This is a genomic window from Belnapia sp. AC561 (genome assembly GCF_979252845.1).
In genome coordinates this window covers 1-13,975 of the sequence record NZ_CEEDBP010000044.1, presented here as the reverse complement: position 1 = coordinate 13,975, position 13,975 = coordinate 1, and the positions used below count along the sequence as shown (strand labels likewise).

14 protein-coding genes are annotated in these 13,975 nt (G+C 70.5%); 9 read left to right on the top strand and 5 right to left on the bottom strand.

Annotated elements, in window-relative coordinates; translation table 11 throughout:
- Window positions 1-17: 17 nt before the first annotated feature.
- Genes AC0IW9_RS25915 through AC0IW9_RS25895 form a run of 5 tightly spaced genes read right to left on the bottom strand, consistent with a single transcriptional unit; the run spans window position 18 to window position 3,706 of the window.
- The gene (locus AC0IW9_RS25915) at window positions 18-479 is read right to left on the bottom strand and encodes a deoxycytidylate deaminase (protein ID WP_471651187.1); all 462 of its coding nucleotides are present in this window, start codon (window positions 477-479) and stop codon (window positions 18-20) included.
- A complete protein-coding gene (locus tag AC0IW9_RS25910; protein WP_471651186.1) occupies window positions 479-1,213 on the bottom strand; it encodes a 2OG-Fe dioxygenase family protein in 735 nt (244 codons plus the stop codon). The genes AC0IW9_RS25915 and AC0IW9_RS25910 overlap by 1 nt, the downstream gene beginning before the upstream one ends.
- A complete protein-coding gene (locus AC0IW9_RS25905) occupies window positions 1,213-1,977 on the bottom strand; it encodes a (Fe-S)-binding protein (RefSeq protein ID WP_471651185.1) in 765 nt (254 codons plus the stop codon). The genes AC0IW9_RS25910 and AC0IW9_RS25905 overlap by 1 nt, the downstream gene beginning before the upstream one ends.
- Before the next feature lie 56 nt (window positions 1,978-2,033).
- Window positions 2,034-2,978: a murein transglycosylase A gene (gene mltA, locus AC0IW9_RS25900; protein WP_471651184.1), complete on the bottom strand. Its 945-nt coding sequence runs from the start codon at window positions 2,976-2,978 to the stop codon at window positions 2,034-2,036.
- Between the two features lie 50 nt (window positions 2,979-3,028).
- Window positions 3,029-3,706, bottom strand: a complete 678-nt coding sequence (locus AC0IW9_RS25895; RefSeq protein ID WP_471651183.1) for a Tim44/TimA family putative adaptor protein — start codon at window positions 3,704-3,706, stop codon at window positions 3,029-3,031.
- A 178-nt stretch (window positions 3,707-3,884) separates the two neighbouring features.
- Here AC0IW9_RS25895 and AC0IW9_RS25890 point away from each other — a divergent pair, with 178 nt between their 5' ends.
- The 9 genes from AC0IW9_RS25890 (at window position 3,885) to AC0IW9_RS25850 (ending at window position 13,779) form a co-directional block, all read left to right on the top strand.
- A complete protein-coding gene (locus AC0IW9_RS25890) occupies window positions 3,885-4,463 on the top strand; it encodes a histidine phosphatase family protein (RefSeq protein ID WP_471651182.1) in 579 nt (192 codons plus the stop codon).
- 58 nt (window positions 4,464-4,521) lie between these two features.
- Window positions 4,522-5,010 carry a protein-export chaperone SecB gene (gene secB / locus AC0IW9_RS25885; protein WP_471651181.1) on the top strand — a complete coding sequence of 163 codons (489 nt, stop codon included), beginning with the start codon at window positions 4,522-4,524 and terminating at the stop codon, window positions 5,008-5,010.
- A 180-nt stretch (window positions 5,011-5,190) separates the two neighbouring features.
- The gene (locus AC0IW9_RS25880) at window positions 5,191-6,405 is read left to right on the top strand and encodes a DegT/DnrJ/EryC1/StrS family aminotransferase (protein ID WP_471651180.1); all 1,215 of its coding nucleotides are present in this window, start codon (window positions 5,191-5,193) and stop codon (window positions 6,403-6,405) included.
- Between the two features lie 19 nt (window positions 6,406-6,424).
- The gene (locus tag AC0IW9_RS25875) at window positions 6,425-7,654 is read left to right on the top strand and encodes a glycosyltransferase family 4 protein (RefSeq protein WP_471651179.1); all 1,230 of its coding nucleotides are present in this window, start codon (window positions 6,425-6,427) and stop codon (window positions 7,652-7,654) included.
- A complete protein-coding gene (gene wecB, locus AC0IW9_RS25870) occupies window positions 7,651-8,742 on the top strand; it encodes a non-hydrolyzing UDP-N-acetylglucosamine 2-epimerase (RefSeq protein ID WP_471651178.1) in 1,092 nt (363 codons plus the stop codon). The genes AC0IW9_RS25875 and wecB overlap by 4 nt, the downstream gene beginning before the upstream one ends.
- Window positions 8,739-9,896 (top strand): glycosyltransferase, encoded by a 1,158-nt coding sequence (locus AC0IW9_RS25865; protein ID WP_471651177.1) that lies wholly within the window; start codon window positions 8,739-8,741, stop codon window positions 9,894-9,896. The genes wecB and AC0IW9_RS25865 overlap by 4 nt, the downstream gene beginning before the upstream one ends.
- Window positions 9,868-11,853: a polysaccharide biosynthesis protein gene (locus AC0IW9_RS25860; RefSeq protein ID WP_471651176.1), complete on the top strand. Its 1,986-nt coding sequence runs from the start codon at window positions 9,868-9,870 to the stop codon at window positions 11,851-11,853. Before AC0IW9_RS25865 ends, AC0IW9_RS25860 begins: the two co-directional genes overlap by 29 nt.
- A gap of 321 nt (window positions 11,854-12,174) precedes the next feature.
- On the top strand, window positions 12,175-13,311 hold the full coding sequence (locus AC0IW9_RS25855; protein WP_471651175.1) for a hypothetical protein: 1,137 nt from the start codon (window positions 12,175-12,177) through the stop codon (window positions 13,309-13,311).
- Entirely contained in the window at window positions 13,312-13,779 is a 468-nt protein-coding gene (locus AC0IW9_RS25850; protein ID WP_471651174.1) for a hypothetical protein, read from the top strand.
- Window positions 13,780-13,975: the final 196 nt, after the last annotated feature.

Genomic DNA, 13,975 nt, shown 5'->3' with positions numbered 1-13,975 from the left:
CTTCTCCTGCGACGGCCTCAGCCGCCCTCCGCCACCCCGCGCTGCCACACCACCCCGGCCTCCGCCATGATGATCCGGCCCGCCGCCTCGCTCTCCGCCCAATCCTCCCGCAACTGCCCGACGAAGACCACGCGCTTGATCCCCGCCTGGGTCAGCAGCGCCGCGCAGGCCGCGCAGGGCGGATGCGTCACATAGGCCGTCGTCCCCGCCAGCGGGACACCCGCCCGCGCCGCCGTCGCCACGGCATTGCCCTCGGCATGCACCGAGAGCAGCAGCTTGGTCGGCCGGTCCGCCAGCCGCTCCGGCAGGTCGGTCACCCCGCGCGGGAAGCCGTTGAAGCCCGTCGCCCGGATGCGCCGGTCGTCGTCGACGACGACGCAGCCGACCTTCGTCGTCCGGTGCTTCGACCATTCCGCGATATGCGCCGCCAGCGCCAGGAAGCGCGCATCCCAATGCGGGCTCGGCACCGCCTCCGGCATCAGGCCCGCTTCCAGGTGATCACCAGCACGTCGCGGCACGATGCCGCCCCGGGATCGGCCGGCTGCACCGGCGTCACCCCATGCATCACCCGCCCATCGTCGATGAAGGCGGTATCCAGCCGGTCGAGCAGGGTGAAGCGCGCCAGCTCGCCGCCCGCATTGTCGGTGATCAGCGTCTCGCCGCCCACGAGGTTGGTCCGTGCCACCATGCCGATCAGCACCATGTCGACGCCGTCGTGGTGGACGCCTTCCGGCGTCGGATAGCCCGGCGCCCCGGCCACCGCCTCGATGCGGAACTGATGCACCTCGACGAACCAATCCTGGCCAGGCCTCTGCTGGTCGGCGACCGACCGCCCGACCTCCAGCAGCGCATGCAGGGTCGCGCCCTCCGCCACCGCATCCTCGATGGGTGCGAACCACCGCTCCACCCCGCCATTCAGGCTGTTGTGCACCACCGCCTGGAAATGCGGCCGATGCGGCCCGCGCACATGCCCAGGCGTGCCCGCCTTGGCGCGGTAATTGGCCAGGCGCCGGCGCCGGTAGCGCCCGCCATCGGCCATGAAGCCATCGGTCTCGAGCCGGTCCCAGCTCGCGGCGAATTCCTCGAGCGCCGCAGCCTCCCCGGCGGCACCCAGCCGCCCGGACAGCGCGTTGCCGCGCACCAGGGCGAAGCCCCGGGCCGCCACCTCCGCCAGCAGGGGATCTCCCGGCTGGATCTTCAGCGCCGCGCTCATCACACCTCTCCGATCGCCGGCGCATCCCCGGTGCGGCCCGCCAGCACTTCCGCCACATGGCGCACCTTCACCGGCACGCCCTCCCGCTTCAGCCGCCCCGCCATGTTCAGCAGGCAGCCGAGGTCCCCGGCCAGCAGCGTATCCGCCCCGGTCGCCGCGATGGCGCGCACCTTGTCGGCGACCATGCGGGTCGAGATATCCGGGTACTTCACGCAGAAGGTGCCGCCGAAGCCGCAGCAGATCTCGGCATCCGCCATCTCGGTCACGGTGGTCCCCGCCATGCCCGCCAGCAGCGCCCGCGGCTGCGCCTTGACGCCAAGCTCCCGCAGGCCGGAGCAGCTGTCGTGATAGGTCACCACCCCCTCGTGCCGCGCCGCCACCGCCTTCATCCCCCGCACGTCGGTGAGGAAGGAGACCAGCTCATGCGTCTTGGCCCCCAGCGCCTCCGCCTTGCCGCGGTACTGCGGGTCGTCGGCAAACAGCGCGGGATAGTGGTGGGAGATCATGCCGCCGCAGCTGCCGCTCGGCACCACGCAATAGTCGTAGGGCAGGAAGGCATCGACCACGGCGCGGGCCAGCTCCTTCGCCGTGGCGCGGTCGCCGGTATTGTAGGCCGGCTGGCCGCAGCAGGTCTGGGTCGCCGGGACCTCCACCTGGCAGCCTGCTTCCTCCAGCAGGGCGATGGCGGAAAACCCCACGGTCGGCCGATAGAGATCGACGAGGCAGGTGACGAAAAGCGCAACGCGCGGCCGGGTCTGGAGCATGCCCTCAATCTAGGCGCGGCAAGCCTCCGGCGAAAGCACCGCCTGCACAGGCCGGTTCATGGTTTCTCGCGGGGCCGCAGCACGAAGAGCTGCGCCTCCTCCTTCATCAGCCCGGCCCGGGCGGCGGCGGCCTCCCCCCAACCCCAGAACAGGTCGCCCCGCGCCGGGCCGCGGATCGCCCCGCCGGTATCCTGCGCCACCACCAGCCGCGCCAGCGGCATCCCGTCCACCGGGTCGCGCGCCAGGATGAAGACCGGCGTGCCGAGCGGGATGAAGGCGGGGTCCACCGCCAGGGACCGCCCCGGCGTCAGCGGCACGCCGAGCGTCCCGATCGGCCCCGCCTCCGCCGGCAGGCCCTCGATGGGGCGGAAGAAGATATAGGCCGGATTCTCCCGCAGCAGCGCCGCCGCCTCCTCGGGCGGGGCGGCGGCCAGCCAGGCGCGGATGGCCTGCATCGACATCGCCTCCCGCGCGATGGCGCCGCGGGCGATCAGGCTGCGGCCGATGGCGCGATAGGGATGCTCGTTGCGCCCGGCATAGCCCAGCCGCAGCACCCGCCCATCCGCCAGCCGGATGCGGCCCGAGCCCTGGATCTGCAGGAAGAAGGCATCCACCGGGTCATCCACCCAGGCGAGCTCCAGCCCCAGCCCGGCCAGCCCCCCGGCCTCGATCTGCGCCCGGTCGAGCAGGCGCAGCGGCCCGGCCTCGGGCAGCGCATGCAGCGGCACCTGATAGGCGCCGCCCGGCGCCGCCGCCCCGCGCAGCTCCGGCTCGTAGTAGCCGGTCAGCAGCCCGGTGCCCTGCGGGACCGGCTGGAACCAATGCTCGAAGAAGGCGCGGGCATCGACGGCCACCTCGGCCGCGGCACAGGGCGCCGCCCAGGCCGGCTGCGCCGCGAGGAGGCTGCAGGATCGCCGCAGCGGCGCCATGGCGGCGGCCGGATCATCCCCCGGCCAGCCCGGCAGCCCGGCGAAATCGCCCGCCGCCGCCGGTCCTGCCACGGGCCCTGCCGCAAGCCCCAGACCGAGGGCGGCGGCGCAAAGCCAGCGGCTCAGACGCTTTGCGTCGCGACCAGCTTCCAGGTCGGATCGCCCGCATTCAGGTCGCGCTGGAAGGTCCAGACATCGGTCAGCTCGGTCACCGCATCGCTGCCGGTCACCACCTCGCCGTCGCGGCCCGTGGTCAGGTTGATCTGGTCGGTCACGAACCGCACCGTGATGTCGGCCACGCTGCCGCGCAGGTCGGCGGCATCGATCGCCATCTCCTGCACCGAGCGCAGCTCGGTCCGCTGGCTCTCGCCCGCCTGTTCCCGCGCGGTGATCGCCTGCTCGAAGCCGGCATAGGTATCCTCGGACAGCAGCCCGCGCAGCGTAGCCCGGTCGCCCGCGGCGAAGCCCGCCACGATCATCCGGAAGGCGCCCTCGGCGCCATCGAGGAAGCGGGCGGCATCGAAGCTGCGGTCCACCGCGGCGATGCGCGCCAGCGCCTGGCCCGGCGGCGAGCGCGGATCGGGCACGACGCGCTGGCCGCGCCCGGCATTCGCCGCGACCGGTTCCGCCGCGCCATCGACCACCGGCTTGGCCCGCGGGTCGAAGCCGGCCGGCCGCGCCTCGGGTGCCGCGGGGCGTTCGAAGCCGGTGCGCTTGCCCAGCACGCTCCGCAACCGCAGCACGAGAAAGGCCGCAACCATCGCAAACAGGATGAGATCGACCGGAAAGCCACCCGTCATCGTGGACTCCTTTTCATCTATCTAGGCGGGCGGAGCCCCCCCCGCAACGGGAAGCCGCCTGAACGGACCATAAACTATGTCGCATGAACGCCGCCTTGCGGCCGCATGCGGCGGATGCTTGCCTCGCGTGCGCGCCGCCGCTATCGCCAGGGTCCCCCTTTTCCGGAACCGCATCCCGATGATCCTGCTGCGCCACGGGCAGAGCGAGTTCAACCTCCACTTCTCCGCCACCAAGAAGGACCCCGGCATCCCGGACCCGAAGCTGACGCCGCTCGGCCACGAACAGGCCGAAGCCGCCGCCCTGGCGCTGGCCGGGGAACGCATCGACCGCATCATCGCCTCCCCCTATACCCGCGCGCTGCAGACCGCCGCGCCGATCGCCCGGCAGCGCAACCTGCCGATCACCGTCACCCCCACGGTGCGGGAACGCTACGCCTTCTCCTGCGACGTCGGCTCGCCCTGCACGGCGCTGCGCTTCGCCTTCCCGCATGTCGACCTCGCCCATATCGACGAGATCTGGTGGCCCGCGGTCGAGGAGCCCGATCACCAGATCGAGGCCCGCGCCCGGCTCTTCCGGGCCGAGATGGCGGCGCTGCCGGAATGGCGCCATACCCTCGTCGTCTCCCACTGGGGCTTCATCCTGGCGATGACCGGGGAGCGCAAGATGAACGGCGAGTGGCTCCGCTGCGACCCGACCGGGCCGCATCCCGAGAACATCGTCTGGCGGCAGTACCACCCGAGCGCGGTCAAGCCCTGACAGGCCGCGGGGTGCGTGCTACGCCGCGCACCCGATCAGCCAGCCCGAAAGGCGTCCCATGTCCGACCTGCCCCCGCCCGCCAATGGCAGCGACCCTGCCATGGCCCCCCAGGGCCCCCTCGTCCTCAACATGCAGTACACCAAGGACCTCTCCTTCGAGGTCCCCGGCGCGCCCGAGATCTTCGCCACCCTGCGTGAGCAGCCCCGCGTCGACCTGCAGCTCGACGTCCAGGCCCGGCCGATCCAGGACGGCGGCAACGTCTTCGAAGTCTCGCTGCAGATCCGCGCCGATGCCCAGGCCGACGGCAACGCCTGCTTCATCGCCGAGCTGGTCTACTGCGGCATCTTCACCATCAACGTCCCGCAGGACCAGCTCGAGCCGGTGCTGCTGGTCGAATGCCCGCGGCTGCTGTTCCCCTTCGCCCGCAACATCCTGGCCGACGTGACCCGCGACGGCGGCTTCCCGCCGGTCATGCTGGCGCCGATCGACTTCGTCGCCCTCTGGCAGTCCCGCCGGGGCGAGGCCGCGCCGATGGGCACCGCCTGAGCCGGCCTCACTGCAGCAAGACATGATACCCCGGCGGCATCCCCGCCGGGTCTTTTCCGGCGCGACGCGACCGTCGCGGTGCCGTCTTGCCCGAGCCTGGGATTTTCCTCGCCATGCCCTGAACGTTAACGTAACGTTCCGAATTGCGTATGGAATAATCCCGGACCGAGAAAGCCGCAAATGCCCGATGCCAGGGCCATGCCTGCCGCGCCGCCCGTCTTGCGCCTGCTGCCCCGTACCGCCCGGCCAAGGCCCGCCGCGGCGGATGCGCCCATCCTGCTCTCGCCGCCCCAGCTCACCGGCCGGGAACTCGCCAGCCTCGCCGAGACCCTGCAATCCGGCTGGGTCGCCCCCGCCGGCCCGGTGCCCGCCGCCTTCGAGGCCGCGCTCGCCGAGGCGACCGGCCTGCCGCATGTGCTGGCCGTCAGCTCCGGCACCGCCGCCCTCCACCTCGGCTACCGCGGGCTGGGCACCGCGCCGGGGGACGAGGTCTGGACCGCCACCCTCACCTATGTCGCCACCATCGCCCCGGCGGTGCAGATGGGCGCCCGTCCCCGCTTCCTCGACGTCTGTCCCGAAAGCTGGACCCTCGACCCCGGCCTGCTGGAGGCGGAGCTCGGCCGCGCCGCCCGCCGCGGCCGGCTGCCCCGCGCCGTGGTCCCGGTGGACCTCTTCGGCCAATGCGCCGAACTCGAGGCGATCCGCCCGCTGTGCGACCGCTGGGGCGTGCCGCTGCTGGTCGACAGCGCGGAATCCCTCGGCGCCCGCCAGCATGGCCGCAAGGCCGGCACCGGCGCCCGGCTCGCCGCCTTCAGCTTCAACGGCAACAAGATCATCACCGCCGGCGGCGGCGGCGCCCTGGCCTCGGCCGATGCGGGGCTGATCGCCCAGGCCCGCAACCTCGCCAGCCAGGCGAAGCAGCCGGCGCCGCACTACCAGCACGAGACGACCGGCTATTCCTACGGCCTCTCCTCCATCCTCGCCGCCCTCGGCCTGGTGCAGCTCGGCGTGCTGGAGGACCGGGTCGCCGCCCGCCGCGGCATCTTCGCGGCCTATCGCCGCGGCCTGGCCGACCTTCCCGGACTCGGCCTGATGCCGGAGCCGGACTGGAGCCAGGGCACCCGCTGGCTGACCGCCATCCTGCTCGACCCCGCCCGGGGCGCCCCGGACCGCGATGCGGTGCGGCTGGCGCTGGAGGCCGCGGGGATCGAGACCCGGCCGGTCTGGAAGCCGATGCACCTGCAGCCGGCCTTCCGCCAGGCCCCGCGCCGCGGCGGCGCCATCGCCGCCCGGCTGTTCGAGCAGGGCCTCTGCCTGCCCTCCGGCAGCGGCCTCACCCCGGTGCAGCAGGAGCGGGTGATCGCCCGGCTCCGCCGCTGCTGGCCGGGCGGCTGACGCGGGGCTGCCGCAGCCCATGCGCATCCTCTACCTGCACCAGCATTTCTCCACCCCGGCCGGGGCCACGGCCACCCGCAGCCATGCCATGGCCCAGGCGCTCGCCGCGCGCGGCCACGCGGTGACCATGGCCTGCGGCCGCTATGCCGGGGCGGTCACCGGCCTCGCCGGCGATTTCCGTGCTGGCCGGCGGGAGGGGCCGGTGGACGGCTTCCACGTCGTCGAATTCGCCATCCCCTGCGGCAACGGGCAGCCGCCGGCCGCCCGGGCCGGGGCCTTCCTCCGCTATGCCGCCCGCGCCACCGGCCTGGCGCTGGCCAGGGACAGTGGCGGCGACCGGGCCTGGGACGTGGTGGTCGCCACCTCCACCCCGCTCAGCGTCGCGCTGCCGGCGCTGGCCGCGCAGCGTCTGCGCGCCCTGCCCTTCGTCTTCGAGATCCGCGACCCCTGGCCGGAGCTGCCCCGCGCCATGGGCATCGGCTCCCCATTGGTCTGGGCCGGGATGGACCGGCTGGCCGATGCCGCCTGCCGCCGCGCCGCCGCCGTCGTCGCCCTGTCCGAGGGCATGGCGGAGACCGCCCTCGCCCATGGCGCCGCCCCGGCCCGGCTGCGGGTGCTGCCCAATGGCAGCGACCTCGACCTCTTCGGCCCGCATGTCGCCCCCTGGCGCCCGGCCGGCGTCGGCGCGGAGGCGCCGGTCGCGGTCTATGCCGGGGCGCATGGCGCGGCCAATGGCCTCGGCCAGGTGCTGGAGGCGGCGGCGCTGCTGCGGGCGGGCGGCTCCCGCCTGGTGCTGCTGCTAGTGGGCGACGGAGCGGAGAAATCTCGGCTGCAGGCCCGCGCCCAGGCCCTTGGGCTGGACAATCTCCGCTTCCTCGACCCGCTGCCCAAGCCGCGCCTCGCCGGGCTGCTGGCCGGCTGCCAGATCGGCCTGCAATGCTTGGCCCCGGTCGCCGCCTTCGCCGAATGGACCGCGCCGAACAAGCTGATGGACTACCTCGCCGCCGGCCTGCCGGTGGTCGCCAACCTCGCCGGCCGCGCCGCCCGGCTGCTGGAGAGCGGTCCCTGCGGCATCGCCACCCCGCCCGGCGATGCCGCCGCCCTGGCCGCGGCCCTGGCGGCGCTGGCCGCCGACCCCGCCCGCCGCGCCGCCCTGGGCCGTGCCGCCCGCGCCCAGGCCATCGCCCGCTGGGACCGCCGCGTGCTCGCCGAGGGCTTTTGCCACGTGGTCGAGGCCGCCGCCGCGTGAGCCTCCCCGAATTGCACCTCGTCGCTGCCGCCCGGCCGAACCTGCCGAAGCTGGCCGCGCTCTGGCACGCCCTGGCCGAGGCCGCGCTGCCGCTGCGCCCGGTGCTGCTGCATACCGGCCAGCACCACGACCCCGCGATGTTCGGCGCCCACCTCGCCGGCCTCGGCCTGCCGCCGCCCGGGATCGGCCTCGGCATCGCCGGCGGCGGCCATGCGGCGCTGACCGGCCGCACCATGATGGCCGCCGCCGACTGCTGGCAGTCCCGCCGCCCCGCCGCCGTGGTGGTCGCCGGCGACGTCGATGGCGCCCTCGCCGCGGCGCTGGCCGCCCGCAAGCTCGGCCTGCCCGTCGCCCACCTGGAAGCCGGGCTGCGGTGCCCCGACCAGGACATGCCGGAGGAGATCAACCGCCGCGCCATCGATGCCATCGCCAGCCTGCACTGGGCGCCGGACCAGGCCAGCGCCGCCCGCCTGCTGGCGGAGGGCCATCCCGCCCACCGGGTCCGCGCCGTCGGCAATGCCATGGTGGATACCCTGCTGCGCCAGCTGCCCGCAGCGCGGGACCGGCCGCTGCCGCCCGGGCTGCACCCCGGGCGCTACGGCGTCGTCACGCTGCACCGCGCCGGCAACGTCGACGACCCGGCGGCGCTGGCCGCGCTGCTCGCCGGCCTCGCCGAGGCCGCCCGCCTGCTGCCCCTCGCCTGGCCGCTGCATCCCCGCACCGCCGCGCGGCTGGCCGCGCAGGGCCTCGCCCTGCCACCCGGCATCCTCCGCCTGCCGCCGCTCGCCTACCGCGATTTCCTCGGCCTGCTGGCCCGCGCCCGGCTGGTCGCGACGGACAGCGGCGGCGTGCAGGAGGAAGCGACGGCCCTCGACCTCCCCTGCCTCACCCTCCGCCCCAGCACCGAACGGCCGGTCACGCTGGAGGCCGGCTCCAACTGCCTCGTCACCGCGGCCGCCCTGCCCGGTGCGGTCGCCGAGGTGCTGGCCGGCAGCTGGCCCCGGGCGCGGCCGATCCCGCTCTGGGATGGCCAGGCCGGCCGCCGGATGGCCGCCCACCTCGCCGAATACCTGGCGCTGCCGGCATGACCGCGCCGCTGGTCCTGCTGCTCTCGGCCGCCCATCCGCCCGATGACATCCGGGTGGTCCGCAAGGAGGGCGCGGCGCTCGCCACCGCCGGCTGGCGCGTCCGCCACCTCGCCCCCGGCAGCCCCACCCCGCCGGTGGCGGGCGTCGCCATCGAGACCTATCCGCGCCGCCCCGGCTGGCGCGCCCGCCTGCTTGGCATCCCGTCCCTCGCCCGCCGCGCCGCCGCCAGCGGGGCCGCGGTGATCCATGCCAGCGAGCCGGATGCCTGGGCCGCCGCCCTCCTCGCCGCGCGCCGGACCGGCGCCCGCACCGTGCTCGACGTCCACGAGCACTATCCGAGCCGCCTCGACCCACGGCTGCCCGCCCCGCTGCGCCCCCTGCTCCGTCCCTTGGCCCGCGCCCTGCTCCGCCTGCTCTGCCGCCTGGCCGGCCGCGCCGCCGATGCGGTGGTCGTCGCCAAGGACGGGCTGGACGCCGAATTCCCCGGCGCCATCCCGGTCCGCAACTACGCCCTGCCCATCCCCCTCGCCCCGCGCCGCCATGGCCCTGGTCCGCTCACCCTCGCCCATGCCGGCGCCCTCGGCCGCAGCCGCGGCTGGCCCCAGCTGCTGGCCGCCCTCGCCCTCGCCCCGCCCGGCACCCGCCTCCGCCTCATCGGCCGCTTCACCGATGGCTCCGAACCCGCCTTCCGCGCCGAGGCCGAGGCCCGCGGCCTCACCCCCCGCATCGACCACCTCGGCTGGCACCCCCACGCCACCGCCCTCGCCCTCCTCGCCGAGGCCGACATCGCCCTCGTCCTCTTCCAGCCCGGGGAGGAGAACCACCGCCTCGCCCTCCCCCACAAGCTCTTCGACGCCATGCTCGCCGGCCTGCCCGTCATCGCCCCCGCCTTCGCCACCGAGGTCGCCGGCGTCATCCACGACTCCCGGTGCGGCCTGCTGGTCGAGACCGCCGACCCCGCCGCCATCGCCGCCGCCATCGCCACCCTCACGGACCCTGCCCTCCGCACCCGCCTCGGCACCGCCGGCCGCCAGGCCGCCCTCACCCGCTACGGCTGGCCCGCCGAGGCCGCCCGCCTCGTTGCCCTCTATCACCGACTTGCGCCCCTGCCCCGATCAACCGGGAATGGCCAAGCCCCGCCGCCTGGCCTATAGCGGCCCCATGGCCCGCCGCGCGCCGCAGCACCGCATTCTGCTGAACCTGCTCCTCGATTCCCTCCTGGCCTGCCTGGCCCTGCCGGCGGCGATGCTGCTGGCCGCCCCCGGCGAATGGCCGCCCGAGCCGCACTGGTGGCTCGCCGCCCTGCCGGGCGCGGCACTGGCCCTGCTCGCCGGCGGCCTGCCGGTGCGCCTGCCGCAGCAGTACTGGCGCTACGCCGGGCTGCCGGACGTGCTGGCCATCGCCCTCGCCGCCTTCGTCGGCGCGCTGCTCTTCACCGCCGGCCTGCACCTGCTCGGCGCCTGGCAGCCGCCCAACATCGCCTTCCCGCTGATCCACGCCATCACCCTCGGCACCCTGCTCGGCGCCCCCCGCGTCGCCGGCCGCCTCCACCACGCCCGCCGCGCACCGGACGCCATCGGCACCGCCCAGCCCGTCCTCCTCGTCGGCGCGGGCGACGGCGCCAACCTCTTCATCCGCGGCCTCGCCCAGGAACGCACCCCCGGCTACCGCGTCATCGGCATCCTCTCCATGCGCTCCCGCCAGGCCGGGCGCCGCATCCAGGGCCACCCCATCCTCGGCACCGCGGACGAGATCGCCGCCGTGCTCGACACCATGGCGGAGGAGAAGCGCCTCCCCGCCCTCATCGTCCTCGCCACCGCCCACGTCCAGGGCCTCGCCCTCGAACGCCTGCTCGACGCCGCGGACCGCCACGGCGTCCCCGTCCGCCGCGCCCCCTCCATCACCTCGCTCGACCCCGCCGCCCGCCGGCTGGAGGACAACCCCAAGGCCGACCTCCCCCTCCAGCTCCGCCCCGTGGTGATCGAGGACCTGCTGGACCGGCCCCAGGTCCCGCTCGACCGCGAAGGCATGGCCCGCCTCATCCAGGGCCGCCGCGTCCTGGTCACCGGCGCCGGCGGCACCATCGGCGGCGAACTCGCCCGCCAGGTGGCGGCCCTCGGCCCCGCCCAGCTCACCCTGCTCGACCACGGCGAATACGCCCTCTACGAGATCGACCTCGAGCTGCGCGAACGCCACCCGGACGTCCCCCGCCGCGCCATCCTCGCCGACGTCCGCGACGAAGCCCGCATCCGCCGCCTGTTCGAGGAGCTGCGCCCCGAACTCGTCTTCCACGCCGCCGCCCTCAAGCACGTCCCCATGGTCGAGAACGACCCGCTGGAAGGCCTGCAGACCAATGCCCAGGGCACCCGCATCGTCGCCGACGCCGCCCGCGCCGTCGGCTGCCGCGCCATGGTCTTCATCTCGACCGACAAGGCGGTGAACCCCACCAGCGTCATGGGCGCCTCCAAGCGCCTGGCCGAGATGTACTGCCAGTCGCTCGAGCGCGAGGCCCGCGCCTCGGGCGGCATGCGCTGCGTCACCGTCCGCTTCGGCAACGTCCTCGGCTCCACCGGCAGCGTCGTCCCCCTCTTCCGCCGCCAGCTCGAACGCGGCGGGCCGCTGACCGTCACCCACCCCGACATGCGCCGCTACTTCATGACCGTGCGGGAGGCCGTGGGCCTCGTCCTCCAGGCCAGCGTCATCGGCGCCGAGGACCGCGACGACCAGCCTCCGGGCCTCGCCGAAGGCGGCATCTTCGTCCTCGACATGGGCAAGGCGGTGAAGATCGTGGACCTCGCCCGCCGCATGATCCGCCTCGCCGGCCTGCGCCCGGAGGAGGACGTGGACATCCGCTTCACCGGCCTCCGCCCCGGCGAGAAGCTGTACGAGGAGCTGTTCCACGGCCAGGAACCGCCCCGCCCCACCCAATTCCCCGGCCTGCTGATGGCCACGCCCCGCACCGCCGACCCCGCCCTGGTGGGCCGCGCCATCGACGAGATCGCGGCCAGCAGCCGCGCGGGGAATACAAGGGCGGCGCTGGCGCAGCTCAGCCGGCTGGTGCCGGAGTTTGCGCATAATGCGGATGGGGAAGGCCAGAAGGCCGTCGTGTGATCGCTGCAGGCGCGCTTGCGCCGGAAGCGAGACTCACACGACCAGAGAAAGTCCGCTTGCTTGAAGGCCGGGGCGCCGCCCCGGACCCCGCAAGGAGGGCGCTGCCCTCCTTGACCTCCTGCCAAAGGCCGAAGGGCCTTTGGAAACCTTGGGCTGGCAGCCTACCGGCCATCTACTCGCCACTTGTTCGACGTCTAAATGGCATCAGGCTCGTCCCCACTTTACAAATGAGCCAAATCACCTTGACGACGTCAAATTTCGCTATACCTTTGCAACTTAAGTGCGTTTCGGCATTTATCGATCTCAAATCGTCAGGGCCAGATGACTGAACCAAGAACCTTTTTGCTACGGTATGTCGGCACAAGGTTCGATAATCATCGTCTTCCGCTTGACGTGCTCCCAGATTTGTCTGCCTTTAGAGATTTGCTTGTTTCTTATGTGAAAGCTGAGTGGCGAGCTACTCATACTGATTATGTGCGACTGCCTAAAGGCTTTGAGAAAAGCATTTCTTTTAATTTAGTAAATATCGGCCCCGGCAGCGCTGTGCCAAAACTTGAATGGGATCGCGATACAGCTCAGCAGCTTCTGCCATATTTCAAGGACGAGCTGGAAGGTTTAGTAGAAAATTCGTACCAAAACATTCTCGTACTTTTTGATGGAGCCAGTGGAGCGTCTCCTACTCAAGGGTTGGACTCTGAAGTCGTTCGTTCACTAAACAAATTCGGCTCGAATCTTCTGCCCAATGAACGAATTGAGTTTATTGGAAGCACTGGATCAGATGGAAACATAATATACTTGGATAATTGGCGCCGAAAACGCCTAATTACACGCGATAGAGATAGTTATCAGTTAAGATTTGAAAGTATTGGAAAACTTCTTGGCGTCGAAGTCGATCAGCGCCAGATTATAGGTACTATCACTGTCGATACAGCCGATCACGGCGTAATTCGCATCCCAGTGCCTGCTGTTCGCGCACGACTTGATTTTGATGGAAATATTGGCTTAGACGTACAGTTTAGACTTATGATCGAACTTGATCATAATGATATTTTTCACAGCGTTGTAGAAGTATTCGACGTCGATGTCATCGACGCTGATGTGGTTGTTAGCTTAACTCGCTGCCGTGACCGAATATCTTCATTGCGCTCCCTAAATGATGGATGGCATGACGGAGACGGCAAGGCCCCAACGGTTGAAGCGGCAAGTGCTGCAGCATTGTTACTAGCCAAAAAGCCTACTATGTCGAAAATCTATCATATTTTCCCGACTACACCTGGTGGATTATTATTTGAGTTTGTGCACTCAGGATGGGATTACGCCATAGAAATAGATCCTTCAGGTGCTTTCCAGATTTATGGCGTTCAAATTAATGGGTCCGGAGAAATCGATACACCGATTTATTCCGAACTGAATGATGGATTTTTAGATCATTTTCGTCGTGCAACTGAGGGCCTATAGATGAATCACGAGGCAGACACAGAAGATTCCTCAGAGGTTATGAACCTGCCCTCAGCTGCAGCTCCCACGTTGCTCTTAAGCGATAACGAAGAAGCATTGTACAGGCAGATTCATCCCGCTTTCTATGAAGAAGGTGTTATTTCCAGTTCTACGTTCGTTCCGAGAGAAATAGACGCTGGCAAGCTATCAGTTGATCGAGCGTCACTTTCGACCCCTGAGTCTGCTTACAAGCTATATACGCTCAACGGTTCGGCTTCTGCCGCCGTCTGCTCACTGACCGTTGGTGAATTTCACAATGAAGGCCGCCAATGCTTTTCCGATCCTATTGCCGCAACACCCACGTCCCTAGCCAATCCGGCTCATGCTGTTGCTGACTTTAATGGTGTTGGTACCAATCAAAGAAAAAAAATGGCTCAGCGACTCAGGACTATCGCGTCTCAGCGTGGGATTTTATACCCAAAAACGTAGCTTGTAGTCTTACCTATCTCGAATGCATTCGTACGTTTGTCTAATTTTGGCAGGGAGCTTTGACGCCGACAGATTTTTATGCACCTTGGCTCACAATTCGCGTGTCATGAATTTCATCCTAATTTCGTCTCGACATTCAGAATAAATTCCTACATACTCCGCCCCCACACGGCCGCGGACACCACACCCCATGCCC

Bases quoted from the DNA above. Each gene is read 5' to 3' on its own strand.
- AC0IW9_RS25915 (WP_471651187.1), bottom strand. From the start codon at position 479: ATGCCGGAGGCGGTGCCGAGCCCGCATTGGGATGCGCGCTTCCTGGCG.
- AC0IW9_RS25910 (WP_471651186.1), bottom strand. From the start codon at position 1,213: ATGAGCGCGGCGCTGAAGATCCAGCCGGGAGATCCCCTGCTGGCGGAG.
- AC0IW9_RS25905 (WP_471651185.1), bottom strand. From the start codon at position 1,977: ATGCTCCAGACCCGGCCGCGCGTTGCGCTTTTCGTCACCTGCCTCGTC.
- AC0IW9_RS25895 (WP_471651183.1), bottom strand. From the start codon at position 3,706: ATGACGGGTGGCTTTCCGGTCGATCTCATCCTGTTTGCGATGGTTGCG.
- AC0IW9_RS25890 (WP_471651182.1), top strand. From the start codon at position 3,885: ATGATCCTGCTGCGCCACGGGCAGAGCGAGTTCAACCTCCACTTCTCC.
- secB (WP_471651181.1), top strand. From the start codon at position 4,522: ATGTCCGACCTGCCCCCGCCCGCCAATGGCAGCGACCCTGCCATGGCC.
- AC0IW9_RS25880 (WP_471651180.1), top strand. From the start codon at position 5,191: ATGCCCGATGCCAGGGCCATGCCTGCCGCGCCGCCCGTCTTGCGCCTG.
- AC0IW9_RS25875 (WP_471651179.1), top strand. From the start codon at position 6,425: ATGCGCATCCTCTACCTGCACCAGCATTTCTCCACCCCGGCCGGGGCC.
- AC0IW9_RS25865 (WP_471651177.1), top strand. From the start codon at position 8,739: ATGACCGCGCCGCTGGTCCTGCTGCTCTCGGCCGCCCATCCGCCCGAT.
- AC0IW9_RS25860 (WP_471651176.1), top strand. From the start codon at position 9,868: ATGGCCAAGCCCCGCCGCCTGGCCTATAGCGGCCCCATGGCCCGCCGC.
- AC0IW9_RS25855 (WP_471651175.1), top strand. From the start codon at position 12,175: ATGACTGAACCAAGAACCTTTTTGCTACGGTATGTCGGCACAAGGTTC.
- AC0IW9_RS25850 (WP_471651174.1), top strand. From the start codon at position 13,312: ATGAATCACGAGGCAGACACAGAAGATTCCTCAGAGGTTATGAACCTG.